This window comes from Stenotrophomonas maltophilia (genome assembly GCF_025642255.1).
Classification (GTDB): domain Bacteria; phylum Pseudomonadota; class Gammaproteobacteria; order Xanthomonadales; family Xanthomonadaceae; genus Stenotrophomonas; species Stenotrophomonas maltophilia_P.
Map to the genome: position 1 here is coordinate 1757338 of NZ_CP106759.1, position 26141 is coordinate 1783478.

Genomic DNA, 26141 nt, shown 5'->3' on the forward strand with positions numbered 1-26141 from the left:
TGCGACGGGGCCTCCTGCCGAGGTCTGCATGTCTTCCCACGTTCTCCCCCCTCCTGTTGCCCCGGCCGAGCTGGCCTCGCCGTCCATGGTCGTGCACAAGTTCGGCGGCACTTCGGTGGCCGACGCCGAGCGCTACCGCCATGTCGGCGGCCTGCTGCGAGCCCGCCCCGAATCGCAGCAGGTCACCGTTGTCTCGGCCATGAAGGGCGTCACCGATGCGTTGATTGAACTGGCCCAGCTGGCGGCGCAGGGAGACGAGGGGTGGCGCGAGGCCTGGCATGCGTTGCGTGCCCGCCATCGTGGGGCCGCGGTGGCCCTGCTCGGCGAACAGGTGGGCGACACCGTGGAGTGGATCGACGCGCGTTTCGAGCAGCTGTCCGAAGTGCTGGCCGCGCTGACCGTGATCGGGGAGCTGCCGCGTGAAGTGCTCGACCGCGTGCAGGGCCTGGGCGAGGTGTTCTCCGCGCAGCTGCTGGGTACGTACCTGCGCGCATGCGGCGAGGACTGCGCCGTCCTTGATGCACGCGACGTGCTCGTGGTCGGCCACGGCGAGCTGGGCGTGGATGTGGACTGGGAAGCCAGCGCCGACCGTCTGGCGAAATGGCGCCTGCAGCATCCGCAGACGCGCGTGGTCGCCACCGGGTTCGTCGCCCGGGACCGCAACGACCGCATCACCACGCTTGGCCGCAACGGCAGTGACTACTCCGGCGCGATCTTCGCCGCGCTGTTCAATGCCGACGAGCTGCACATCTGGACCGATGTCGATGGTGTGCTGTCGGCCGACCCGCGACTGGTGCCGGAGGCGGTGCAGCTGGAGTCGCTGAGCTACGACGAAGCCTGCGAGCTGGCGTACTTCGGCGCGAAAGTGGTGCACCCGCAGACGATGTCGCCGGCGATCCGGCTCGGGCTGCCGATCTTCATCCGCAACACCTTCCAGCCGACCCACCCGGGTACGCGCATCAGCGCCGAGCGCTCGCCGCGCGGACCGGTGAAGGGGCTCACGCTGAGTCCCGACCTGGCCCTGCTGAATCTCGAGGGGACCGGCCTGATCGGCGTGCCTGGCACCGCCGAGCGCGTATTCGCAGCGTTGCGCCAGGCGCAGGTGTCGGTGGTGATGATCTCGCAGGGTTCTTCGGAGCACTCGATCTGCTGCGTGGTGCGGGCTGCCGAAGCGGGCCGTGGCCGCGGAGCGTTGCTGCAGGCCTTTGCCCATGAACTGTCGGTCGGCCAGGTGCAGCGCGTACAGGTCCACGAAGGGGTCAGCGTGCTGGCGGCGGTGGGCGATGGCATGGCCGGCCAGCCCGGTGTGGCTGCGCGCCTGTTCGAGGCGCTCGGCCGGGCGCAGGTCAATATCCTGGCGATCGCCCAGGGTTCCTCCGAGCGCAACATCTCGGTGGCCGTGGACAGCGCTGACGCGACGCGCGCGCTGCGCGCCGCCCACGCCGGATTCTGGTTGTCGCCGCAGACGTTCGCGGTGGGCGTGATCGGGCCGGGCAACGTCGGTGCCGCGCTGCTGGATCAGTTGCTGGCGGCGCGCCCGCAGCTGCTGGCCAAGGCCAATGTCGATCTGCGCCTGCGTGCACTGGCATCGCGTTCGCGGATGCGGCTGGAGGCCGATGGTCTGCATGCCGACTGGCGGCAGGCGCTGCAGGCGGGCGGTGAGGCCAGCGATCTCGACCGCTTCACCGAGCACCTGTTGGCCGCGCACCTGCCGCATGCGGTGGTGATCGACTGCAGTGGCAGCAGCGAGGTCGCCGAGCGCTATGCCGATTGGCTGGCCGCGGGCATCCATGTGGTCACCCCGAACAAACAGGCGGGCGCCGGCCCGCTGTCGCGCTACCAGCGGATCCGTGCGGCGGCGGCTGCCAGTGGCGCGCGCTTCCGCTATGAGGCGACGGTGGGCGCCGGCCTGCCGGTGATCACCACGCTGCGCGACCTGGTCGATACCGGCGACGAGGTGCTGGCCATCGAAGGCATTTTCTCGGGCACGCTGGCCTGGCTGTTCAACCGCTTCGACGGCAGCCAGCCGTTCTCCTCGCTGGTGGCGCAGGCGCGTTCGATGGGCTACACCGAGCCGGATCCCCGCGATGACCTGTCGGGGGTGGATGTCGCGCGCAAGCTGGTGATCCTGGCGCGCGAGGCCGGCCACGCACTCAGTCTTGAACAGGTGCAGGTGGAAAGCCTGGTGCCGGCGCTGCTTCGCGAAGGCAGCGTCGAGGACTTCATGGCCCGCCTGGGCGAGTCTGATGCATCACTGCAGCAACGCCTGCAGGACGCGCGCGAGCGCGGCGCAGTGCTGCGCTATGTGGCCAGGCTTGACGCGGACGGCGCGTCGGTGGGTCTGCACGAGCTGCCGGCGGCACACGCGTTCGCCAACCTGCGCCTGACCGACAACGTGGTGCAGTTCCGTACCCGCCGCTACTGTGAGAATCCGCTGGTGGTGCAGGGGCCCGGCGCGGGACCGGAGGTCACTGCTGCAGGCGTGTTTGCCGACCTGCTGCGGGTGGCGGCCGGTGAAGGGGCGCGCCTGTGATCGCACGTGCATTCGCGCCGGCATCGGTGGCCAATGTGGCAGTGGGGTTCGACATTCTGGGCCATGCCATCGCCGGTATCGGCGACACGGTCAGCGTGCGCCGCATCGATGAGCCTGCGGTGCGTATCGCGGCGATCCGTGGCAGTGCGGTCGAGCTTCCACTGGAGGCAGCGGGCAACACGGCTGGCGCGGCACTGCTGTCACTGCGCGAAGGCCTGGGCCTGGGCTACGGGTTCGAGCTGGAGATCGACAAGGGCATTCCGTTCGGCTCCGGCATGGGTGGCTCAGCAGCATCCTGCGTCGCGGCACTGGTTGCAGCCAACGCGCTGCTGGATGCGCCGCTGCCACGCGCCGCCCTGTATCCGCACGCGCTCGACGGCGAAGCGGTGGCCAGCGGCGGTCGCCATGGCGACAACGTCGGACCCTTGCTGGCGGGCGGGCTGGCGCTGTGCACCGCCGACAGGGTGGTGTCGGTGCCGGTGCCTGCGTGCTGGCACAGCCTGCTGGTGCATCCGCATGCCGTGCTGGAAACGCGCAGGGCACGGCAGGCGCTGCAGGGCAGTTACGCGCTGCGCGAGTTTGTCGCCCAGAGCGCGAATCTGGCCCTGGTCCTCAGCGGCTGCCATCGCGGCGATGCCACGCTGGTGCGCGCCGGCTTGCGCGATGTGCTGATCGAGCCACGACGTGCCGGCCTGATCGCGGGATTCGAGGCAGCGCGTGACGCCGCGCTGTCGGCGGGCGCAATGGGCGCGGGTATTTCCGGTGCCGGTCCCAGCGTGTTCGCCTGGTTCGAAGATGCGGTGCAGGCGCAGGCTGCCGCAGGGCAGGTTCGGGCGGCATTTGCGGCTGCCGGCTTCGACAGTGACGCCTGGGTCTCGCCGTTGGACGCGGCGGGAGCACGACTGTGCTGACTTCTTTCCTCTCATTGGATACCGATCCCATGCAATTCGTTTCCACCCGCGGCCAGTCGCCGGCCGTCGGCCTGAGTGCCGCCATCGCCGCCGGCCTCGCCCCCGATGGGGGGCTGTATGTGCCCAGCGCCTTGCCTGCGCCGCATCATGTGCAGCAGGGCGAGACCCTCGCCGAAACCGCCGCCGATCTGCTGGCACCCTTCTTCGACGGCGACGCGCTGCAGGAGGCGCTGCCTTCGATCTGCCGTGAGGCGTTCGATTTTCCGGTGCCGTTGCGTCCGCTTGGCGGTGGCGACTACGTCCTCGAGCTGTTCCATGGTCCCACTGCGGCCTTCAAGGACATCGGCGCACGTTTCCTGGCAGGCGCGCTGTCGAGGCTGCAGGCGGGCAAGGGACGCGACCTGACGATCGTCGTTGCCACGTCCGGTGATACCGGTGCCGCCGTGGCGGCGGCCTTCCATCGCCAACCGGGCGTGCGCGTGGTGGTGCTGTATCCGGATGGCCGGGTATCGCCGCGCCAGGCGCACCAGCTCGGCTGCTTCGGCGACAACATCCAGGCGCTGCGCGTGGCGGGTTCGTTCGACGACTGCCAGGCCATGGTCAAGCAGGCGCTGGCCGATCGGGCGTTGCAGGCGGACGTGCCGCTGAGTTCGGCCAACAGCATCAGCCTGGGGCGTCTTCTGCCACAGATGAGCTACTACGCGCATGCGGCACTCGTCCATCATGGGCAGCATCGGCGCCGGCTCAATCTGGTGGTGCCGACCGGCAACCTGGGCAACGCGATGGCTGCGGTGCTCGCACGCACGCTGGGGGTTCCCATCGGCCAGATCGTGCTGGCCACCAATGCCAATGATGTGCTGCCGAAGTACTTCGAGGGCGGCGCGTATCAGCCGCAGGCCAGTGTCGCCACGGTCGCCAATGCGATGGATGTGGGCGCGCCGAGCAACTTCGAGCGCCTGCGGTGGCTGTACGACGGCGACGATGCCGAACTGCGCGCAGCCCTCCGTGCTTTCGCGGTGGATGATGTGACCATCCGCGCCACCATCGCCAGTGCGCACGCCAGCGGGGGCGAGCTGTTCTGCCCGCATACCGCGACGGCAGTGAAGGTGCTGAAGGACCTCCGCGCGGGCGGGGCGAAGGGCGACTGGGCGGTGGTGGCAACCGCGCACCCGGCCAAGTTCGAGGCGGTGGTGGAGCCATTGATCGGCGAAGCAGTGCCGGTGCCTCCGGCGCTGGCGGCGCTGCTGCAGCGTCCCGCGCATGCGGAACCGCTGGCTGCCGACTATGCGGCGCTGCGCGAGGTGCTGCTGCGTTGACCCACAGGCGCCGGACACGGCGCGGCGTCGTCTGAAGCAAGGGGCAGGGTGGGGCGCCCGGTACCACCGGGCGCAGGTCGTGGCGCGACGCTCAAGCCTGGACGTCGCCCGCCAGCTGGCGCAGCCCGTCCTCGTCGAGGATCTCCACGACGTTCAGATGCGGCAGCGCGATCAGCGCCTGCTGACGCAGCTTGGTGAAGGTGCGGCTGACTGTCTCCATGGTCAGGCCGAGGTGGTCGGCGATGTCGCCGCGCCCCATCGGCAGCGAGACGCGCAGGCCGTCGCCGCCCAGTCGCGCCTCGCGCGCGGCCAGGCGCAGCAGGAAGTCAGCCAGCTTTTCCGCAGGCTGCAGCCGCGCCAGGGCGAGGGCCGCATCCTGCGCAGCGTCCAGCTCCTGGCAGGCGCGTTGCAGCAGCTTGCGCTCCAGGTGCGGATAACGCCCGCGCAGCGCCTTCATCTGCGGCAGCGCGACGCGGCAGACCCGGCTGTCAGCGATCGCCTCGATGTCGTAGCGGTGATGGTCGCTGCCGCTCAGGCCCAGGTAGTCGCCCGGCAGCACGAAGCCATTGATCTGGCGGCGGCCGTCGGCCAGCGTCCGCACCAGGCGCAGTGCGCCGGCGGTCAATGTATAGACATGCTGGCGCTCTTCGCCGGTGCGGGCGAGGGTGCTGCCCATCGTCACCGCCTGCGAGACGGTCACCTGTTCAAGTGCCTGCACTTCATCAGGAGACAGCGCCGAACACACCGCCAGGTGGCGGACCGAGCAGTGCAGGCAGTCCAACGTGGAGCAGGACTGCCCGGCGATGTCGTTGTTGGCGGACGGGGCGCCGGAAGGCCGGGACATGGTGCGTGGGCGTATCGCGGGCGGGGAGGGCCTTATGATACTTCAAGCGGCTGTTCGACCCTGCGTCAGGCGGCCGCGCGCTCCAGGGCGCTAGAATGTCGCCCCCTCCCACGTCCCGTTCCAGCAGGAGTTGCTCCCGTGATCAAGCCCCGTACCCCGCCCGGCACCCTTGAGCTGCTGCCGCGCGAGCAGATTGCGTTCCAGCGCATGCTGGACGTCATCCGCCGCAACTACGAGCGCTTCGGGTTCCTGCCGGTGGAGACGCCGGTGTTCGAGCTGTCCGATGTGCTGCTGACCAAGTCCGGTGGCGAGACCGAGCGCCAGGTGTACTTCGTGCAGTCCACCGGTGCGCTGGCCAATGCCGCCGAGTCGGGTGACCGCTCGCTTCCGGAAATGGCCCTGCGCTTCGACCTGACCGTGCCGCTGGCGCGCTATGTGGCTGAGCATGAGCACGAACTGACATTCCCGTTCCGGCGCTACCAGATGCAGCGGGTGTACCGTGGTGAGCGTGCCCAGCGCGGCCGTTTCCGCGAGTTCTACCAGTGCGACATCGACGTGATCGGCAAGGACAGCCTGAGCGTGCGGTACGACGCCGAAGTGCTGGCGGTGATCCACGCGGTGTTCTCGGAGCTGCGCATCGGAGACTTCAGCATCCAGTTGAACAACCGCAAGCTGATGCGTGGCTTCTTCGAAAGCCTGGGCGTGGCCGAGGGCGAGCGCCAGCTGGCGGTGCTGCGTGAAGTGGACAAGCTGGACAAGCGGGGCGCCGACTACGTGCGCGAGACGCTGGTGGGCGACGGGTTCGGCATTCCGGCCGGACAGGTCGAGAAGATCCTGGCATTCGTGGCCGTGCGTTCGCAGGGGCATGCCGATGCGCTGGCCCAGCTTTCGGCGCTGGAGGACGCTGCGGGGTCCTCGGAAACGCTGCGTGCCGGCGTGGCAGAGCTGCGCGAAGTGCTGCAGCTGGTGCAGGCGCTGGGTGTGCCGGAGAGTGCCTACTGCCTCAACTTCTCCATCGCCCGTGGCCTGGATTACTACACCGGCACCGTCTATGAGACCACGCTGACCGACCACCCGCAGATCGGTTCGATCTGCTCCGGCGGCCGCTATGAAGACCTGGCCAGCCACTACAGCAAGTCGAAGCTGCCCGGCGTCGGCATTTCGATCGGCCTGTCGCGCCTGTTCTGGCAGCTGCGTGAGGCGGGCCTGATCGACGGAATCGAGGCCAGCAGCGTGCAGGCGCTGGTGGCGCTGATGGACGAGCAGGGCATGGCGCAGTCACTGGATATCGCCCGCCGCCTGCGGGCCGGTGGCATCAACACCGAAGTGCAGATGGAGCCGAAGAAGATCGGCAAGCAGTTCCAGTACGCGGCCAAGGCGGGCATCCGCTTCGTGGCGCTCGCCGGCGAGGACGAACTGGCGCGGGGGGTGGTGGCGGTGAAGGATCTGCTCCGCGAGCAGCAGTTCGAGGTATCCCGCGAGGAGCTGGCCAGCACCCTGCAGGTGGAACTGGAACAGTCGAAGGTGATGGTGTGAACTGACATTGCCGTGCCGCCGCTCTCCTGATGGGGCGGCGCTGACCTGGAAGACGCCCGCCTCTGGCGGGCGTTTTTCGTTTCCGGAACCTGAATGCTCGGGTGGAGGCGATGGGGTGGTTTGACGCACTGCGCAAGAATGCGCTAATGTACTAGCGCGCTATTACATTGATGCAAGAGATCCGCCCCGTGAAAGCCCGCCCCGACATCGCCGCCAAAGACCCCCAGGCCGATCTGGAAGCCCTGGCCCAGGCGTTCGCGGCCCTGCGTGAGCCGGAGCAGGTCATGGCTTTCCTGCGTGACCTGTGTACTCCGGCCGAGCTGGAGGCCATGGCCGACCGCTGGAAAGTGGTGCCGCTCCTGCAGCAGGGGGTGCCGTACCGCGAGATCCACGAACGCACCGGGGTCAGCGTGACCACCACCGGGCGGGTGGCGCGCTCGCTCGAGCATGGCCATCGAGGCTATGCCGCTGCCATCGACCGTCTGGCCTCGCGCTGATCCGCGCCCCGTACCGAACTTCGAGACCTTCCCATGAGTGCAACCCAGGCAGCCCCGGCACGAGACCGGCTGCGTATCGCCATCCAGAAGAGCGGGCGGCTTGCCGAGCCCGCCCGCAACCTGCTCAGTGCCTGCGGCCTGAGCTGGCGCGAAAGCCGTGACAAGCTGTTCTGCTACGGAGAATCGTTGCCGGTGGACCTGCTGCTGGTGCGCGACGACGACATTCCTGGCCTGATTGCCGACGGTGTCTGCGACCTGGGCATCGTCGGTCGCAACGAACTGGACGAGCAGGCCGCCGCGCGTCGCCAGATCGGCCTGCCGGATGCCTATCAGGCCCTGCGGGGGCTGGGTTTCGGCCAGTGCCGGCTGATGCTGGCGGTGCCGGAGGACTGGCAATGGCAGGGGCCGGCGCAGCTGGCCGGCATGCGGATCGCCACCAGCTATCCCGCCATCCTCAAGGCATGGCTGGTTGAGCAGGGCGTGGACGCGCAGGTGGTGGAGCTGTCCGGTTCGGTTGAGATCGCCCCACGGCTGGGCACGGCCGACCTGATCTGCGATCTGGTGTCGAGTGGTGCCACCCTGCGTGCCAACCAGCTTGTGCCGGTGCACAACCTGCTGGACAGCGAGGCGGTGCTGGCCGGTGCGGTGCGCGTGCCCGATGACGCTCGAGCGGGCCTGCGCGCCATGCTGCTGCGCCGTCTCGATGGCGTGGTACAGAAGCAGGACCGCAAGCTGCTGATGTTCCGCGCCAGCGAAGACCGTGTTGATGCCCTGGCCCATCTGCTGGCCGATGCCGGGCCGCTGGAGCGCCTGCCGGCTGACGGCGGCACGCTGCGGCTGCAGACCATGTGCCCCGGACCACTGAGCTGGCAGCGCATGGAAGAGCTTGAGCGTGCGGGCGCGCAGGGCCTGATGGTGTTGAGCGTGGAGCGGTCGCTGGCATGAATCGTCTGATCTGGTCGCAACTTGATGAGGCTGCGCGCAGCGCGGCACTGACCCGCCCGGTGCAGGCCGTGGCCCAGCAGACGCGCGATGCGGTCGCGACCCTGATCGCGCAGGTGCGCGCGCAGGGCGACGAGGCGCTGCGTGTGATCACCGCACGCTTTGACGGTGTGCAACTGCCGTCTTTCGAAGTGTCTGACGCCGAATTCGCGACTGCCGAAGCGGCGGTGCCAGGCGATCTGCGCCAGGCCATGGTGGAAGCGGCCGGGCGCATCGCGCGCTTCCACAGCGCAGGCATGGGCCAGGGCTATGCGGTGGAGACCGCGCCGGGCGTGGTCTGTGAACGCATGCTGCGGCCGATCGGCCGGGTCGGCTTGTATGTGCCGGCCGGCAGCGCACCGTTGCCATCCACGGCGTTGATGCTGGGCGTGCCGGCGCAGCTGGCCGGGTGCCCGCAGGTAGTGCTGTGCACACCCCCGCGCGCCGATGGCAGCGCCGATCCGGCGGTGCTGGTGGCTGCCCGGCTGACCGGCGTGCAACGCGTTTTCAAGCTGGGCGGCGCGCAGGCGATCGCTGCGATGGCCTATGGCACCGCCAGCGTTCCGGCCTGCGACAAACTGTTCGGGCCCGGCAACAGCTTCGTCACCGAAGCCAAGCAGCAGGTCGCGCAGAACGGTGCAGCGGCGATCGACATGCCTGCAGGGCCGTCGGAAGTTCTGGTGATTGCCGATGCCGGTGCCAATCCGGCGTTTGTGGCTGCCGATCTGCTGTCGCAGGCCGAACACGGCCCCGATTCGCAGGTGCTGCTGCTGACCGATGATGCCGCGATGCTGGCCGCGGTCGAGGCCGAAGTGGAACGCCAGGTCGCGCTGCTGCCGCGGCAGGATATCGCCCGCCAGGCGCTTTCGGCGTCGCGCCTGATCCTGGTCGACACGCTGGCCGATGCCTTCGCGATCAGCAACCGCTACGCCCCTGAGCACCTGATCCTGGCCCTGCGCGAACCACGCGGCTGGCTTGATCGGGTGCAGGCTGCAGGCTCGGTGTTCCTGGGTGATTACACCCCCGAGGCATTGGGCGACTACTGCAGTGGTACCAACCATGTGCTGCCCACCGCAGGCGCCGCACGTGCGTACAGTGGTGTCAGCGTGGCCAGCTTCCAGAACTTCATCAGCGTGCAGAGTGCCAGCGCCGCCGGGTTGGCGGCGATCGGCGGCTGCGCGCGCACCCTTGCCAGCGCCGAAGGGCTGGACGCGCACGAGCGCGCCGTTGCCCTGCGCATGGAGGTGGCTGCATGAATGCCGGGATCGACGAGGTACTGGCGCTGGTGCGCACCGACCTGCAGGCCTTTGCAGGTTACAGCTCGGCGCGCAGTGCGGCAGTGCAGGGCGATGTCTGGCTGAACGCCAACGAATCGGCCTGGGCCAACCCCGCGGACGCCGAGGGCCGCAGCCGGCGCTATCCAGAGCCCCAGCCACAGGCGTTGCGCGATGGACTGGCTTCGCTGTACGGCGTGCAGCCGCAACAGGTGCTGGTCGGGCGTGGCAGCGATGAAGCCATCGACCTGCTGGTGCGTGCGCTGTGCGTGCCGGGGCGCGATGGTGTGCTGGTCACGCCGCCGGTGTTCGGTATGTATGCAGTCTGTGCACGGCTGCAGGGCGCGCCCCTGATCGAAGTGCCCCTGGTCGATGCCGCCGACGGCCTGCACGCCGACCTGGATGCGGTGATCGAATCGGCCAGAGCACGCAATGCGAAGCTGGTGTTTCTGTGCGCGCCCTCCAATCCGGCCGGCAGCGATATCGCCCTGGCCGACATCGAGCGTGTGGCCGAAGCCTTGCGCGGTCGGGCGCTGGTCGTGGTCGATGAAGCCTATGTCGAGTACGCGCAGCGTCCTTCGGCGACCTCCCTGCTTGCCACGCACGCCAATGTGGCAGTGCTGCGTACGCTTTCAAAGGCCCATGCGCTGGCGGCCGCACGGATCGGAACGTTGATCGCCGCAGCGGAACTGATCGCGGTGCTGCGTCGCTGCCAGGCACCGTATCCGGTGCCGACGCCGTGCGCGGAACTGGCGGTGCAGGCGCTGCAGCCGGCGGCGCTGGCACGCACACGCGAGCGCGTGGCCACCGTGATCGCCGAACGCGAGCGCCTGCGCACTGCGCTGCAGGGCCTGCCTGGCGTACGCCAGGTCCATGCGTCCGCAGGCAACTACCTGCTGGTGCGCTTTGCCGATGCCCAGGGCGCGTTCGATGCGTTGCTGGCGGCCGGCGTGGTGGTGCGCGACCAGCGTGCAGCCCCGCAGCTGGACGATGCGCTGCGGATCAGCATCGGCAGCCCCGAAGAGAATGACCGCGTGCTTGCGGCCCTGTCGGCCCGGAGGGCCGTTGCATGACCCCGATCCTGTTCATCGACCGCGACGGTACCCTCATCGAGGAACCTTCCGACTTCCAGATCGACGCCTACGAGAAGCTGCGCTTCGTGCCGCAGGTGATTCCGGCACTGCTGAAGCTGCGTGATGCAGGCTACCAGTTCGTCATCGTCACCAACCAGGATGGGCTCGGCAGCGAGGGCTATCCGCGCGCCAGCTTCGATGGACCGAACGATCTGATGCTGCAGATCTTCGAAAGCCAGGGCATCGTGTTTCGTGATGTGCTGATCGACTGCAGCTGGCCACAGGACAATGCCCCGACCCGCAAGCCCGGCATCGGCCTGATGACGGCCTACCTGCAGGACCGCAGCATCGACTGGGCACGCTCGGCGATGGTCGGCGACCGCATCACCGACCTGCAGTTCGCCGACAACCTCAACATCCGTGGCTTCCAGTTGCGCACGGAGCAGTTCGGCGGTGACTGGGACTGGCCGGGCATCGCCCACGCACTGGCCGATGCGCCGCGCACGGCCGTGGTCCAGCGCAACACGAAGGAAACGAAGATACGCGTCGAGCTGGATCTGGATCGCGCCGGTGACGCCAACATCCGCACCGGGTTGCCGTTCTTTGACCACATGCTGGAACAGATCGGCAAGCACGGTGGTTTTGCGCTGGACATCCGCGCCGAGGGCGACCTGCACATCGACGAGCATCACACCATCGAGGACACCGGGCTGGCGCTGGGCCAGGCGCTGCGCGAAGCCTTGGGTGACAAGCGCGGCATCGGCCGCTACGGGTTCACCCTGCCAATGGACGAGACCCTGGCCAGCGCAGCGCTGGACCTCAGTGGCCGGCCCTATTTCGTCTTCGAGGGCGAGTTCAAGCGTGAGCGCGTTGGCGACATGCCGACCGAACTGGTGCCGCATTTCTTCCGCTCGCTGTGCGATGCAAGTGGATTGAACCTCAATCTGCAGGTGCGCGGTGACAATGACCACCACAAGGTGGAGGCCTGCTTCAAGGCGCTGGCCCGCGCGCTGCGCCCGGCACTGGCGCGCCAGGGCACGGCGCTGCCCTCGACCAAGGGGGCCCTGTGAGCGAAGTCGCGCTGATCGATGCCGGCGGTGCCAATCTGGGTTCCGTACGCTATGCGTTGGAACGGCTGGGCGCCAGTGTCCGGCTGGTACGCGACGCAGAGGGGCTGGCGGGCGCACGGCGGGTGATCCTGCCCGGCGTCGGTGCGGCAGGGCCCGGCATGCAGCGCCTGCATGCGCAGGGACTGGTGGAGCCGTTGCGACGGATCGAGGTGCCGTTGATGGGCATCTGCCTGGGCATGCAGCTGCTGTTCGAGCGCTCGGAAGAAGCCGGCGTGGAAGCGCTCGGCCTGATTCCCGGGGTGGTGCGCAAGCTGGTACCGGCGTGCGGCATCCGCGTGCCGCACATGGGCTGGAACCGCCTGCTGCCACTGCGGTCCTCGCTGCTGCTGCGCGATGTGCCTGATCGCGCAAGCGCTTACTTCGTGCACAGCTACGCAGCGCCGTTGAACAGCCATACGGTGGCCGCCTGCGATCACGGCGGCCTGTTCACTGCCGTGGTGGAGCAGGGGCGCTACTTCGGTGCGCAGTTCCATCCCGAACGCTCCGGCGATACCGGATCGCTGATGTTGCGCAACTTCCTCGAGGGCACCGCTGCATGAGTTTCACCGTCTACCCCGCACTGGATATCCGCGAAGGCCGTGTGGTGCGGCTGCGGCAGGGCGATTACGCGCAGGAAACGCACTACGGCGACGATCCCCTGCCGCGCGCGCAGGCATTCGCCGCGCAGGGCGCGCGTTGGATGCACCTGGTCGATCTGGACGCAGCGCGTGCCGGTGGCTACACGCTGGCCCCGCTGCTGGCGGCAGTTCGCACGCAGACGACGTTGCAGGTGCAGACCGGCGGCGGTGTGCGTGGGCGTGATGATGTGGCGCGCATTCTCGATGCGGGCGCGAGCCGGGTGGTGGTAGGGTCGCTGGCAGTGCGCAGGCCCGATGAAGTGGTCGGCTGGCTGCAGGCGTTCGGTGCCGATCACATCACCATCGCGCTGGATGCACGCCAGGACCCTCAGGGCCAGTGGCAGTTGCCGGTGCATGGCTGGACCGAGAACGCGGGCGTGACCCTGGATGACCTTGCGCTGCGGTATGCACGGGCGGGCATGCGCCACCTGTTGTGTACCGATATCGCCCGCGACGGCATGCTGGCCGGGCCGAACATCGGCCTGTACCAGCACCTGGTGTCGCTGCTGCCGGGCGTGCAGGTGCAGGCCTCCGGTGGCATCCGCGATGTGGCCGACGTGGCCGATGCGCGTGCTGCCGGCTGTGGCGGCGCCATCCTTGGCAAGGCGCTGCTGGAACAGCGCATGGACCTGGCGGAGGCGCTGGCATGCTGAGTCGCCGCATCATTCCCTGCCTGGACGTGCGCGAAGGACGGGTGGTCAAGGGGGTGCGCTTCCGTGACCACGTGGACATGGGGGATATCGCCGAGCTGGCGCAGCGTTACCGCGACCAGGGGGCCGATGAGCTGGTGTTCTACGACATCGGCGCCAGCCCCGAGGCGCGTTCGGTCGATGTGGCCTGGGTCGAGCGCATCGCGCGGCTGATCGATATCCCGTTCTGCGTAGCCGGTGGCATCGACAGCGTGGAAACCGCACGGCGGGTGCTGTTTGCCGGTGCCGACAAGATCTCGATCAATTCGCCGGCACTGGGCCGTCCCGCACTGATCGACGAGCTGGCTGCCGAGTTCGGCGTGCAGTGCGTGGTGGTCGGCGTCGACTCGGTGCGCGAGGCCGATGGCGAATGGCGGGTGCGCCGCTTCAGCGGCGACCCGGACAAGACCCGGGCGGTACCCATACGGACGCTGGATTGGATCGTCGAGGCACAGCGCCGCGGCGCAGGCGAGATCGTGCTGAACTGCATGGACAGCGATGGGGTGCGCCGCGGCTACGATGTGGCCCAGCTGCAGCAGGCGCGTGCGTTGTGCCAGGTGCCGCTGATCGCGTCGGGCGGTGCGGGCACGATGGAGCATTTCGCCGAGGCCTTCGACCGCGCCGACGTGGATGGTGCGCTGGCCGCCAGCGTGTTCCACAGCGGCGCCATCGCCATTGCAGACCTGAAGCGCTACCTGCGCGAACAGCAGATCGAGGTACGGGATGTCTATTGAGGTGCGACCGTCGCTGGAGGCCCTGCAGGGGCTGGACTGGAGCAAGGGGGACGGCCTGCTGCCCGCGGTGGTGCAGGACGCCGATACCCTGCAGGTGCTGATGCTGGGTTACGTCAGCGCGGAGTCGCTGGCCGCGACGCTTGCCGTCGGGCACATGACCTTCTACAGCCGCAGCAGGCAGCGCCTGTGGACCAAGGGCGAGCAGTCCGGCAACGTGCTCGTGGTGCAGTCCATCAGCGTGGACTGCGATGCCGATACGCTGCTGGTGCTGGCCCGCCCGGCAGGACCGACCTGCCACACCGGTGCGGAGAGCTGCTTCGACCAGGCGCCGAAGGATTTCCTGGGCGGGCTGGGGCAACTGGTGGCCACGCGTGAAGCACAGCGTCCACCCGGCAGTTACACCACCCGCCTGTTCGAGGACGGCATCCGCCGTATCGCGCAGAAGGTGGGCGAGGAGGGCGTGGAAACCGCTCTGGCCGCAGTCGCACAGGATGACGCGGCGCTGCTGGGCGAGGCTTCGGACCTGCTGTACCACCTGCTGGTGCTGCTGCGCGCACGCGGCCTGTCGCTTGACGACGCGCGCCGGGTGCTGGAAACGCGCCATCGTTGATGGCTGCATGTGGCCTGCGGTCCGCACGCGCTTTCGGCGCCGGCGCCGGCCCGGCTGCATCCGCGCGGCAGACAGCCATGGCTCCGCTCTACAATAGGCAGTCCTCTTCTTTGCCGGATTGCCCATGAAATCGCCCGCTGCGTGGCTGTGCTGCCTGTTGCTGACCTCGCCGGCCTGGGCTGCGGATGCGGTTGTCAGCGGCAAGGTCTACCTGGAACGCGACGGCAGGCCCGGCCGTGGTGCGACCGACCCGGGCCTGGCCGGGGTGCAGGTGTCCAACGGCGAGCGCATCGTGAAGACCGCAGCCGATGGCAGCTACAGCCTGCCCGTGCGCGAGGGCCAGACGGTGTTCGTGATCAAGCCGGATGCGTACGCGTTCCCGAAGGCGAGCGACGGGCTGCCGTCGTTCTGGCGTCATTTCCAGCCCAACGGCTCGCCTGCACTGAAGTACGGTGGCATCGCCGCAACCGGCGATGCCACCCGCAACTGGGACTTCGCGCTGCAGACGGATCGTCATGACAACCGGCGTGGTTTCCAGATGCTGGTGTTCACTGATTCACAGACCGCGAGCCTCAAGGACATCGGCTACTACCAGCAGTCCATCGTGGCGCCGCTGGTCGGCCAGACCCGGGCGCGGCTTGGCACGACGCTCGGCGATATCGTCAATGATGACCTGACGCTGTATCCGGCCATCAACAAGGTCACCACGCAGCTGGGCGTGCCGTGGTTCCATGTGCCGGGCAATCACGATCTCGATTTCGATGCCGCCGTTGACGAGCATTCGCTGGACAGCTGGCGCAACGTCTACGGCCCGGACACGTACGCTGTGGAGGAGGGCGGTGCCAGCTTCGTGTTCCTCGATGATGTGGTGTACGACCCGAAGGCGAGGCCGAGCTACGTCGGTGGCCTGCGCGAGGAACAGTTCGCGTTCCTTGCCGCCTACCTCAAGGGTCTGCATCGCGACCGCCTGCTGGTGCTGGGCATGCACATTCCGCTGTTCGATGCAGCGCCGGGTCGTGAGAGCTTCCGGCACGCCGACCGGCAGCGCCTGTTCGACCTGCTGAAGGACTTCCGCAACGTGCTGGTCCTGAGCGGCCACAGCCACACCCAGCAGCATGTCTACCATGGCAAGGCCGAGGGCTGGCACGGCGAGAAACCGCTGCACGAGTACAACGTCGGTGCCAACTGCGGCGCGTTCTGGTCCGGTGTGAAGGATGCTGCCGGTGTGCCGGACAGCACCATGAGCGACGGCACGCCAAAGGGCTACGCGTTGCTGGATGTGGCTGGCAACGGCAGCTATCGCCTGCAGTATCGCGTGGCCGGCGCGCCAGCCAGCGAACAGATCGGCCTGCATGCGCCGAAGGTGCTGCGCCAGGGCGCGTATCCGGCGTGGGGCGTGTACGCCAACGTGTACATGGGTGAGGACGCGAGCGTGGTCGAGTACCGCGTGGACGGTGGGGCATGGCAGCCGATGAAGCAGGTCCGCCAGCCCGACCCGCGGCTGCTGGTGGAGAACGCGGCGGACGACCTGTCCAGCGTGCTGCGCGGTTACGATCGCTCGCCGGAGGCCACCGCTTCGCCGCATCTGTGGCGCGGCGCGCTGCCCACCCACCTGGCCGTGGGCGACCACAGGATCGACGTGCGTTCGACCCAGCCGGATGGTGCGGTATTCACCGCCACCACCCGTTATAGTCTGCAGACCGCAGAGCCCTGATCCGCAGGTGCCGCTGCGCGCTGCGTCCGGGCTGCCGCCACCCGGGCGCTGCGGACAAGGCCATGGCAGGGTCGGCATGCCGGCGCGGCGCCGCGCTAGGCAAAGCGACCCTGATGCCTGAGAATCGGTGCGATTCAATCGATTCAAGCAGGCCAGAGTGACCATCGCAGCAGTGCCCCCGGTTTCCACCGACTCCTCCCGCGGCGGTCTTCCGCGAAGCCTGGTCGTCGCCGATGTCGGCGGTACCTTTGCCCGCCTGGCGCTGGCTGAAACGCTGCCGGGACAGGCGCCACGGCTGGGCAGTCATCGCACCTACGCGTGTGCCGATCATTCCAGCCTGGCGGCGATTCTGGCCGACTTCACCCGGAGCCTCGCACTGCCGGTGCGGTCGGCGGTGGTCGCCATCGCCGGCCTGCTCGATGGCGATGTGCTGATCAACGCCAATCTGCCGTGGACGGTGTCGTTGTCCGCCACCCGCGCACAGTCCGGTCTGGACGATCTGCAGCTCATCAATGATTTCGAGGCGGTGGCACTGGCCATTCCCTACCTGCAGGCCGACACCCTGGTTCCATTGAACGGCGATGCCGACCCGGCGATGGCATTCCCGGCGCTGGTGCTGGGGGCCGGTACCGGCCTGGGCGCGGCGCTGCGCTTCGCCGATGGCGGGCGTCCGGTGCTGCCCAGCGAGATCGGCCACGCTGCCCTGGGGGCCGGCAACGCGCTGGAGCTGGAGGTGCTGGGCAGGCTGCTGCAGCGGTGGCCACATGTGGACAACGAGCGTGTGCTGTCCGGCAGCGGTCTGATGAATCTGTATCCGTGCCTGTGCGAGCTGCGTGGCGTCACTCCGGTGTGGTCCAGCACCGAAGCGCTGATCGGCGCCGCACGCAGCGGCGAAGACGCACTTGCAGTGGAGACGCTGCAGGTGTTCTGCGCCTGGCTGGGCAGCCTGGCCGGCGATGCCGCCATCGCCGTGGGGGCCCGCTCGGTGTACCTGGCGGGCGGCATTTCCACCCACGTGCAGGATTTCCTCGCCGATGGCCGCTTCCGCGAGCGCTTCCTCAACAAGGGCGTGCTGGCCGACGTGCTGCGGCAGGTGCCGGTATGGCGGGTCGAACACGGCCAACTGGGCGTGCTGGGCGCCGCCGTCTGGCATGCGGCGCGGTACCCCGTACACGATTGATCGGTGCTGCCGGCATCGGGCCGGCGACACGTTGCAGACTGGGAGGCAACATGGTGGATCGCAGGCAGTTCCTGCAGGCCGGAGCGCTGGCGGCAGGCATGGCCGCCCTGCCGGGCGTACAGGCACGTGTGCAGGGCGGAGCGAAGGTGGTCTCGACCTGGGACTTCGGTGTGCCGGCCAACCAGGCGGCATGGAAGGTCCTGGCGCAGGGCGGCAGTGCCCTGGACGCAGTGGAGGCCGGCGCACGCTGGGCCGAGAGCGAGCTGTGCAATCCCACCGTGGGCCATTGCGGCAATCCGGATCGGGAGGGCGTGCTGAGCCTGGACGCGAGCATCATGGACGGAGATGGCCGCTGCGGTGCGGTGGCCGCGCTGGTCGACATCCCGCACCCGGTGTCGGTGGCCCGCAAAGTGATGGAAAACAGCCCGCACGTGTTGCTGGTGGGTGAAGGGGCGCAGCAGTTCGCCGTGCAGCAGGGCTTCGAGCGCAGGCGTCTGCTGACGCCGCAGGCCGAAGCGGCCTGGCGCGAGTGGTTGAAGACCGAGAAGTACCAGCCCCAGATCAACGCCGAGCGACGTGGCCTTCCCGGCAACAGCGACAACCACGACACCATCGGCATGCTGGCGCTGGATGCCCGGGGCCATCTCGCCGGTGCCTGCACCACCAGCGGCATGGCCTGGAAACTGCACGGCCGGGTCGGCGACAGTCCGATCATCGGCGCCGGCCTGTACGTCGACAACGAGGTCGGTGCCGCCACCGCATCGGGCGTGGGCGAAGAGATGATCCGCAATGCGGCCTCGTTCCTGGTGGTCGAGCTGATGCGCCAGGGTCGAACGCCCGCCCAGGCCTGCCGTGAGGCGATCGACCGCGTGGTACGCAAGCGTCCCGAGGCAAGCAGGACCCTGCAGGTGTGCTTCCTGGCCATGAACAAGCAGGGCGAGGTGGGCGCCTATGCGCTGCATCGCGGTTTCGTCTATGCCGTCTGCGATGCGCAGCGCCAGGACGACCTGCGCGATTCACCGTCGATCTACACGAGCACACAGGCGTGAGCACGCGGCTCACCCTGGAGATCGCCAGCAACTCGCTGGCTTCGGCGTTGGCCGCGCAGGCCGGTGGTGCCGACCGCATCGAACTGTTCGACAACCTTGCCGAGGGCGGCACCACACCGTCGTTCGCCAGCATCGCCATGGCCCGCGAACGCCTGTCGATTCCGCTGTTCGTGCTGGTGCGGCCGCGGCCGGGCGATTTCCACTACGACGCCCTGGAGGCCGAGCTGATGCTGCGCGATATCGCACAGTGCCGTGCGCTGGGCTGCGATGGCGTGGTGATCGGTGCGTTGGACCGGCAGGGCGATATCGATCTGCCCCTGTGCCGCGTGCTCATCCAGGCGGCGGGTCCGCTGCAGGTGACGTTCCACCGTGCCTTCGACGCCGCGCGTGACCTTCCGGCGGCGTTGGAGCAGGTGATCGCTCTGGGGTGCAGCCGTGTATTGACGTCTGGCGGACAGGCCAGCGCGGTTGCCGGTGTCGACGTGCTGGAAGGCCTGGTCGCCCGGGCGGCGGGGCGCATCAGCGTGATGGCGGGTGCTGGCCTGAACCCGGCCAACATCGCTGCGGTGGCGCGGCACAGCGGCTGCGTTGAGCTGCACGCGTCGGCCAAGAGCCGCCGGCACTCGGCCATGCAGTTCCACAACCCGGCACTGCGCGGGCTGGACCCGCACTGGGATCAGACCGATGCCGCAATCGTGGCGGGGCTGCGGCGGGCGCTGGACGGCGATCTGTCCTGATACCGGGCGAAGTCGGTTCCGCGCGGGTCTGCCGCTCGCGTGTCATCAGTTCATCTCCGGCCTGCGGCGGCCAACCTGCGCAAGCCACTGATTCATCGACTTTTCAAGCGGGGATGGCAGCGGATCCGCAGCGGCGTGTTGCGCCGCGGAATGCTCTCTCCGGTTCAGCCGTGCTTTAGTTTGGATCGATCCACAGGGGGGCGCCGGAACCGGCTTGAACCGACCCGGCACCTGGATCTTCCGTAGTGCCGCGCCACCACCCATCAGTGCGACCACACCCTCCGAGAGCGACCACATGGCTCAGTTCGTCCGCAATCGTCGTCACCTGCTGTCCCAGGCCCTGGTCCTGGCCCTGCTTCCGCTGGCTGCCAATGCACAGGAAGTCTCAGGCTCGTCCACCAAGGATCTCGACGCGGTCACCGTCACTGGCTCGCGCATCAAGCGCGCCAGCGTCGAAGGCCCAGCTCCCGTCAACGTGATCACCGCGCAGCAGATCCAGAAGGAAGGCTTTGTCAGCGTGTACGATGCGCTGAAGACATTGACCGAAGCCACCGGCACCGTGGAGGCGGCGTCGCAGTGGGGCTCGCACACGCCCAACGCCAGCGGCCTGAATCTGCGCGGGATGGGCCCCAACCGCTCACTGCTGCTGGTCAATGGCCGTCGCGTGGCCGACTACCCGTTGCCCTATGGCGGGGAGACCAATTTCTCCAACTACGGCAACATTCCCGCCGCGGCGGTGGAGCGCATCGAGGTCCTGACCGGCGGCGCCTCTGCGATCTACGGCTCGGATGCCATTGCAGGCGTGGTCAACGTCATCCTGAAGACCCACTACGACGGCGACGAAGTGCGCGTGCGCGGCGGCACCTCCACTGAAGGTGGTCGCGATACCTGGGATCTGTCGTGGGCGGGTGGCAGGACCGGAGACAACTGGAGCGTGACCTACGCGCTGCAGTACGCCAAGCGCGATCCGCTGTTCGGCCGTGACCGGCCGCAGATGGATGATGCCGATGATGCGCCGCGCCCTTCCTGGAACATGGAACAGCGCAAGGTCGGTTTCCGTCCTACCGCCGGCCTGGCCCTGATCGACCCGGGTACCGGCCAGCGACTGGCGCCGCCGACCGGCACCTGCGAGAAGTTCGACGGCGAGTACTACACCGCCGATCGACTGGTCTACAACTACAACACCGATACGATCACCAATACCGGGCAGTTGTGTGGCATGACGGCCGACTATGCCAACTGGCTGCTGACCGGTGGTGCCGAGAATGTGTCCGGCAATCTGTATGCCACGTTCGATTTCGACAGCGACCTGCAGGGCTGGACCAACCTGGCGGTGTACCGGTCGGAGGCGATCTGGGGGACCAATCCGCCCAGCGTGACGCTCATCGATGATGACAACGGCTACTACTGGGATGCCAACCGCAACCGCGCGATCCTGGGCGTGCGCCAGTTCACGCCCAACGAAGTGGGCGGCCTGGACACCCTTCGCAACACCAACCGGGAGCTGTCCTGGGACTGGAGTGCAGGCCTGCGCGGGCGCCTGGCGGACCGCTTCGACTGGAGTGCCACCATCGGCCGTTCCTACTACCGCGTGGAAGAGCGGCAGAATGTAGTGGACGAGCAGAAGTCCTATGACTTCTTCCTCGGCCCGCGCCTGGGTACGACGGCGGATGGTGAAGCGATCTACGCACTGGACGAAGCACGCTGGTGGAACCCGCTCACGCCGGACCAGTACTGGCAGATGGGTACGGTGGCGAAGAACCGTGCGTCTTCCTGGGTCAACCAGGCGTCGGCGGACATCACCGGTGAGTTGTTCCAGGGCTGGGCGGGGCCTGTTTCGTTCGCGGCGGTGGCCGAGGTGGCGCAACAGGGATATCACCTCGCTCCCGACCCTCGCGCCGGCATCGATTTCGACCTGCAGAACGTTGATCGCGGTGGCGGCGAGCGCACGCGCTACTCGGCGGGCGTGGAGTTCAAGATTCCACTGCTGGACAGCGTGATCGCCACCGCGGCGGCACGCTATGACCGTTACGGCAGTTACAAGGCCGACGCCAATGCAGAGGCGCTGGACATCGGCAGCCAGAAGGAGACCACCTGGAATGTCGGTCTGGAATGGCGGCCGGTGGAGTCGCTGCTGGTACGCGGTTCCTACGCCACCAGCTTCCACGCGCCTGACATGCACTACCTGCTGGGGCAGCCCAGCAGTTCCGAGGTGCAGACCTATGACCGCCTGCGTTGCATCGAAAGCGGTGCCTATCTGGTCAACAACTGTGGAGTGGGCAATACCGATGTCTGGTACACGTTCGACGTGAATCGTCGCGGTACTCCGCTGCTGCGCTCGGAAACGGGGGATTCATGGACGGTCGGATTCGTCTGGGATGTGATGTCCAATCTTTCGATCAGTGCCGACTACTGGGCGATCAAGCTGGAGGACATGATCGTCGATGTCGGCGCCGACGAGGTGCTGGCCAGCGAAGCGGGCTGCCGCACGGGCCTGAACATCGACGGCACGCCGTGGGCCAATCCGGCCGGTGCGGACTACTGCGCCGGCATCCTCGCGCGCGTGAACCGCGACAGCAATGGCCGCCTGGTGTCGATCGAGCGGGGGCCGTTCAACCTGGCCAGCCGGGAGGTCCGCGGTATCGACCTGACCGCGCGTTACCGGTGGGACAGCGCAGCATGGGGAAGCTTCCAGTTCGGCGTGAACTACACCAACCAGCTGTCGACCAAGGAGCAGCGCTATGCCGCGGATCCGAATCCGCAGCGCCGTGACCGCGACCTGCGCAGCAAGCTGCGAGCGAGCCTGGCCTGGCAGCGTGGTCACTGGAACGCGAATGTGTACGCCGACCGCATCGGCTCGGTGCCGGGCGTGCGTTACCACTGGGGCACCGACCGCCTGGACAATCCCGGCGGCTGCCTGCCGTTCTCCGATGGCTACGCACCCAGCGACAGTCCTTCGCTGGACTGCCTGGAACCTGCCACGCGTCCCGACGGTTCGCCGAATCCGAATCCGAACGCCGGCCAGCGCACGGCGCGCTACTACGGCCGGGTTGGACCGTTCATCACCTGGAACGTCAATGTGGGCTATCAGGTGACTGAACGCGCCAAGGTCAATGTGTACGTCAACAACGTCTTCAACTCGGCCAGCTGGAACCACAAGGATCCCTACAAGCTGGACTACGATTTCGCGCCGACCCGGTTGCTCGGTGCGGTCGGCCGCGAGTTCGCGCTGGAATACGTGTTCACGTTCTGAGCCCGCGCCATGGATCCACCCTCGACCGGTGGGTCCATGCCCCGCGGATGAACTGACCGCTGGGCCGCCGGACATGACAGGCTGGATTTGACCTTCCCACGATGGCAAGGTTTAGCCTGTTCCGGTCCAGAAGGAACCCGGGAATCCAGTCATGAGCCTGTCGCACGCCACCACCGCCGCTTCCGTGCCTGATCCGATCAGCCTGCCCATCGAAGGCATGACCTGCGCGAGCTGCGTAGGCCGGGTCGAGGCCGCGCTGGCCAAGGTGGAGGGGGTCGGCAGCGTCTCGGTGAACCTGGCCACGGAACGTGCCGATATCCGTCCGTCGGGGCCGGTGGACCGCGCCGCCTTGATCCAGGCGGTGCACAAGGTCGGCTATGAGGTTGCGGCCACGACCGTGGAGCTGGCCGTGGAGGGCATGACCTGCGCGTCCTGCGTGGGCCGGGTCGAACGCGCACTGCTGGCCGTGCCGGGCGTGAGCGCGGCGAGCGTCAACCTGGCCACCGAGCGTGCCACCGTTCGCGGCGCAGCAGACGTGGAGGCGCTGCTGGCGGCGATCGACAGGGCGGGCTACGGCGCTCGTCTTCTCGATGGCAGCGCGCAGGCCGATGACGGCGGGGAGAAGAAGGACGCCGAGCGTGCTGAACTCAAACACGCGCTGATACTGGCCAGCGTGCTGGCCCTGCCGGTGTTCGTACTGGAAATGGGATCGCATCTGATCCCGGGCATGCACCACTGGGTGATGTCGACCATCGGGTTGCAGGCCAGCTGGTATGTGCAGTTCGTGCTGACCACGCTGGTTCTGGTGATTCCCGGCCGGCGCTTCTACCAGAAGGGCATTCCGGCACTGCTGCGTTTGGCACCGGACATGAACTCGCTGGTCGCGGTGGGCACCGCGGCGGCGTTCGGCTACTCGGTGATCGCGACCTTCGCACCGCGGCTGCTGCCGCCCGGCACGGTGAACGTCTATTACGAAGCTGCGGCGGTGATCGTCGCGCTGATCCTGCTGGGCCGCTTTCTCGAGGCGCGTGCCAAGGGCCGTACGTCGGAAGCCATCAAGCGGCTGATCAAGCTCCAGGCCAAGGTCGCCCACGTAGTACGCGATGGTCGGGTGGTCGACGTCCCGGTGGGCGAGGTGGTCAGTGACGACCTCGTGGAAATACGTCCTGGCGAACGCGTCCCGGTGGATGGCGAGGTGGTCGAGGGGCGCAGCTTCGTCGATGAGTCGATGATCAGCGGTGAGCCGGTTCCGGTTGAAAAGGCATCGGGCGCGGCCGTGATCGGTGGTACGGTCAACCAGCAGGGAGCACTGACCGTGCGTGCCACGGCGGTAGGTGCGCAGACCGTGCTTGCGCAGATCATCCGCCTGGTTGAACAGGCACAGGGGTCGAAACTGCCGATCCAGGCCGTGGTCGACAGGGTCACGCTGTGGTTCGTGCCTGCGGTGATGCTGGCCGCGTTGGCCACCTTCGTGGCGTGGCTGCTGCTCGGGCCGTCCCCGGCGCTTACCTTCGCCCTGGTCAATGCCGTGGCCGTGCTGATCATTGCGTGCCCCTGTGCGATGGGGCTGGCAACGCCGACCTCGATCATGGTCGGCACCGGGCGGGGCGCGGAGATGGGCGTGCTGTTCCGCAAGGGCGAGGCACTGCAGTTGCTGAAGGATGCGCGGGTGGTGGCGGTGGACAAGACCGGAACCCTGACCGAGGGCCGCCCGCGATTGACCGATCTGGAACTGAGCAACGGTTTTGCGCGAGCGGCGGTGCTGGGCGCGGTCGCGGCTGTTGAATCGCGCTCGGAGCATCCGATCGCACGCGCGATCGTGATGGCCGCCGAGGAGGAGGGCATCTCCGTGCCGGCCCTGCAGGAGTTCGAATCGGTCACCGGCATGGGGGTGCGTGCGATCGTGCAGGGAAGCCGCATTGAAGTCGGGGCCGACCGGTTCATGCGAACGCAGGGCGTTGATATCGGTGGCGTTGCCGCGCTGGTGCAGCGTCTGGGAGGTGAAGGCAAGTCGCCGCTGTACGCCGCCTTCGATGGCCGGCTGGCAGCGGTGATCGCAGTGTCCGACCCGATCAGGACGAGCACGCCGGCCGCCATCACCGCACTGCATGCGCTGGGACTGAAGGTGGCGATGATCACCGGCGACAATGCGCGCACCGCACAGGCGATCGCACGCCAGCTGGGCATCGACGAGGTCGTGGCCGAAGTGCTGCCCGAAGGCAAGGTGGAGGCGGTGCGACGCCTCAAGGCTGCGCATGGTCACGTCGCCTTCGTCGGCGACGGCATCAACGATGCGCCGGCGCTGGCGGAGGCGGATGTGGGCCTGGCCATCGGCACCGGTACCGATGTGGCGGTGGAATCGGCCGATGTGGTGCTGATGTCCGGCAGTCTGCTGGGCGTGCCCAATGCCATCGCGCTGTCCAGGGCCACCCTTGGCAACATCCGGCAGAATCTGTTCTGGGCCTTCGCCTACAACACCGCGCTGATTCCGGTGGCTGCCGGCGTGCTGTATCCGGCCTTCGGCATCCTGCTGTCGCCGGTATTCGCTGCCGGTGCGATGGCGCTGTCCAGCGTGTTCGTGCTGGGCAATGCACTGCGCCTGCGTCGCTTCCGGGCGCCGATGGCCGACGCCGCCAGCCCCAGCCACTGAAAAGGAGACTGTCTTGAACATCGGTGAGGCCGCGAAGGCATCGAGCGTTTCGGCGAAGATGATCCGCTACTACGAGCAGATCGGGCTGATTCCTGCTGCCGACCGTACGGCATCCGGCTACCGGGCCTATTCGCACGCCGACGTGCATCGACTGCGGTTCATACGCCGCGCGCGGGACCTGGGATTCTCGGTCGCGGAGATCACGGATCTGCTGGGCCTGTGGAACGATACCTCGCGCCACAGCGCCGACGTCAAGCGCCTGGCCGAGCAGCACATCGATGATCTCGAGCAGCGCATCGACCACATGCGGCAGATGGCCGATACGCTGAAGTCGCTGATCAGCTGCTGTGCGGGCGACGAGCGGCCGGAGTGCCCGATCCTGCAGCGGCTGGAGGAGGGCGAGGAAGGCGCGGAGCCAGTCGCGGCGCGGCGGCAGGCGCGCCGGAGCTGAGCCGCGGGGCGCAGGGGTCTTCGCACCTGCGCGGCGGGAGTGCTGTAGCTCCTTCAGAAGGACGTGAGCATCGCCCGGAGCCGGGCGATCAGGCGGTGCGCGGCGGGAAGCCTGCGTCCTTCACAGCGGCGAAGATCTCCGCTTCGCTGGCCGTGGTCTGCACCTGCACGCGGCCTGTCGGCGGATCGGCGACCACGCGTGCCTGCGGATCAACGCTCTGGATCGCGCGGGTCACGCTGCGCGCGCATCCGCCGCAGGTCATGCCGTCAACATGGAAGTCCATCTGTAGCTCCTTCGGTTCCGGGGAATGCAGCCAGTGTGCACCTTCCAACGATGGCAGGGTCAAGTGATGCCTCCGCGGT

Annotated in this window: 22 protein-coding genes; 20 read left to right on the top strand and 2 right to left on the bottom strand. The window is 67.9% G+C overall.

Annotation, left to right across the window (positions count from 1 at the left end; genetic code table 11):
- The first annotated feature begins 28 nt into the window (after positions 1–28).
- The 3 genes from thrA to thrC are packed head-to-tail and all read left to right on the top strand — an operon-like array spanning position 29 to position 4760.
- A complete protein-coding gene (gene thrA, locus N8888_RS08235) occupies positions 29–2533 on the top strand; it encodes a bifunctional aspartate kinase/homoserine dehydrogenase I (RefSeq protein WP_263178064.1) in 2505 nt (834 codons plus the stop codon).
- A complete protein-coding gene (locus N8888_RS08240) occupies positions 2530–3444 on the top strand; it encodes a homoserine kinase (RefSeq protein ID WP_263178065.1) in 915 nt (304 codons plus the stop codon). The genes thrA and N8888_RS08240 overlap by 4 nt, the downstream gene beginning before the upstream one ends.
- A 29-nt stretch (positions 3445–3473) precedes the next feature.
- A complete protein-coding gene (thrC, locus tag N8888_RS08245) occupies positions 3474–4760 on the top strand; it encodes a threonine synthase (RefSeq protein WP_262101322.1) in 1287 nt (428 codons plus the stop codon).
- A 91-nt stretch (positions 4761–4851) separates the two neighbouring features.
- Here the strand turns inward: thrC and N8888_RS08250 are convergent, their stop codons facing one another.
- Complete coding sequence (locus N8888_RS08250; protein WP_263178066.1) at positions 4852–5604, bottom strand: Crp/Fnr family transcriptional regulator; 753 nt, start codon at positions 5602–5604, stop codon at positions 4852–4854.
- Positions 5605–5742: 138 nt separating this feature from the next.
- On the opposite strand from N8888_RS08250, the gene hisS reads away from it, so the two are divergent.
- From hisS to cueR, 17 genes are all read left to right on the top strand, one after another.
- Positions 5743–7140, top strand: coding sequence for a histidine--tRNA ligase (gene hisS / locus N8888_RS08255; RefSeq protein WP_053516730.1), 1398 nt, complete (start codon positions 5743–5745; stop codon positions 7138–7140).
- Positions 7141–7328: 188 nt separating this feature from the next.
- A complete protein-coding gene (locus N8888_RS08260; RefSeq protein ID WP_074901503.1) occupies positions 7329–7637 on the top strand; it encodes a YerC/YecD family TrpR-related protein in 309 nt (102 codons plus the stop codon).
- A 33-nt stretch (positions 7638–7670) separates the two neighbouring features.
- Positions 7671–8582, top strand: a complete 912-nt coding sequence (gene hisG, locus N8888_RS08265; protein ID WP_263178067.1) for an ATP phosphoribosyltransferase — start codon at positions 7671–7673, stop codon at positions 8580–8582.
- A complete protein-coding gene (hisD, locus tag N8888_RS08270) occupies positions 8579–9874 on the top strand; it encodes a histidinol dehydrogenase (protein ID WP_065175580.1) in 1296 nt (431 codons plus the stop codon). The genes hisG and hisD overlap by 4 nt, the downstream gene beginning before the upstream one ends.
- The gene (gene hisC / locus N8888_RS08275) at positions 9871–10965 is read left to right on the top strand and encodes a histidinol-phosphate transaminase (protein WP_263178068.1); all 1095 of its coding nucleotides are present in this window, start codon (positions 9871–9873) and stop codon (positions 10963–10965) included. The genes hisD and hisC overlap by 4 nt, the downstream gene beginning before the upstream one ends.
- Positions 10962–12035, top strand: coding sequence for a bifunctional histidinol-phosphatase/imidazoleglycerol-phosphate dehydratase HisB (hisB, locus tag N8888_RS08280; protein WP_262218452.1), 1074 nt, complete (start codon positions 10962–10964; stop codon positions 12033–12035). Before hisC ends, hisB begins: the two co-directional genes overlap by 4 nt.
- On the top strand, positions 12032–12634 hold the full coding sequence (hisH, locus tag N8888_RS08285) for an imidazole glycerol phosphate synthase subunit HisH (protein ID WP_053516724.1): 603 nt from the start codon (positions 12032–12034) through the stop codon (positions 12632–12634). The genes hisB and hisH overlap by 4 nt, the downstream gene beginning before the upstream one ends.
- Positions 12631–13365: a 1-(5-phosphoribosyl)-5-[(5-phosphoribosylamino)methylideneamino]imidazole-4-carboxamide isomerase gene (gene hisA / locus N8888_RS08290; protein WP_053516723.1), complete on the top strand. Its 735-nt coding sequence runs from the start codon at positions 12631–12633 to the stop codon at positions 13363–13365. Before hisH ends, hisA begins: the two co-directional genes overlap by 4 nt.
- Positions 13359–14135, top strand: a complete 777-nt coding sequence (gene hisF, locus N8888_RS08295; protein WP_053516721.1) for an imidazole glycerol phosphate synthase subunit HisF — start codon at positions 13359–13361, stop codon at positions 14133–14135. The genes hisA and hisF overlap by 7 nt, the downstream gene beginning before the upstream one ends.
- Positions 14125–14745 carry a bifunctional phosphoribosyl-AMP cyclohydrolase/phosphoribosyl-ATP diphosphatase HisIE gene (gene hisIE / locus N8888_RS08300; RefSeq protein WP_111186556.1) on the top strand — a complete coding sequence of 207 codons (621 nt, stop codon included), beginning with the start codon at positions 14125–14127 and terminating at the stop codon, positions 14743–14745. Before hisF ends, hisIE begins: the two co-directional genes overlap by 11 nt.
- Positions 14746–14869: 124 nt before the next feature.
- The gene (locus N8888_RS08305; protein WP_263178069.1) at positions 14870–16459 is read left to right on the top strand and encodes a calcineurin-like phosphoesterase C-terminal domain-containing protein; all 1590 of its coding nucleotides are present in this window, start codon (positions 14870–14872) and stop codon (positions 16457–16459) included.
- 157 nt (positions 16460–16616) lie between these two features.
- Complete coding sequence (locus N8888_RS08310; RefSeq protein ID WP_053516768.1) at positions 16617–17639, top strand: glucokinase; 1023 nt, start codon at positions 16617–16619, stop codon at positions 17637–17639.
- 50 nt (positions 17640–17689) lie between these two features.
- Entirely contained in the window at positions 17690–18688 is a 999-nt protein-coding gene (locus N8888_RS08315) for a glycosylasparaginase (protein WP_263178070.1), read from the top strand.
- Positions 18685–19425, top strand: a complete 741-nt coding sequence (locus tag N8888_RS08320; RefSeq protein ID WP_111186557.1) for a copper homeostasis protein CutC — start codon at positions 18685–18687, stop codon at positions 19423–19425. The genes N8888_RS08315 and N8888_RS08320 overlap by 4 nt, the downstream gene beginning before the upstream one ends.
- Positions 19426–19720: 295 nt before the next feature.
- Entirely contained in the window at positions 19721–22678 is a 2958-nt protein-coding gene (locus N8888_RS08325; RefSeq protein ID WP_263178071.1) for a TonB-dependent receptor plug domain-containing protein, read from the top strand.
- 151 nt (positions 22679–22829) lie between these two features.
- On the top strand, positions 22830–25328 hold the full coding sequence (locus tag N8888_RS08330; protein ID WP_263178072.1) for a heavy metal translocating P-type ATPase: 2499 nt from the start codon (positions 22830–22832) through the stop codon (positions 25326–25328).
- A gap of 13 nt (positions 25329–25341) precedes the next feature.
- Positions 25342–25779, top strand: coding sequence for a Cu(I)-responsive transcriptional regulator (gene cueR / locus N8888_RS08335; protein ID WP_065182695.1), 438 nt, complete (start codon positions 25342–25344; stop codon positions 25777–25779).
- A gap of 88 nt (positions 25780–25867) precedes the next feature.
- On the opposite strand, the gene N8888_RS08340 is transcribed toward cueR, so the two are convergent.
- Complete coding sequence (locus N8888_RS08340) at positions 25868–26062, bottom strand: heavy-metal-associated domain-containing protein (protein ID WP_053516712.1); 195 nt, start codon at positions 26060–26062, stop codon at positions 25868–25870.
- Positions 26063–26141 lie beyond the last annotated feature (79 nt).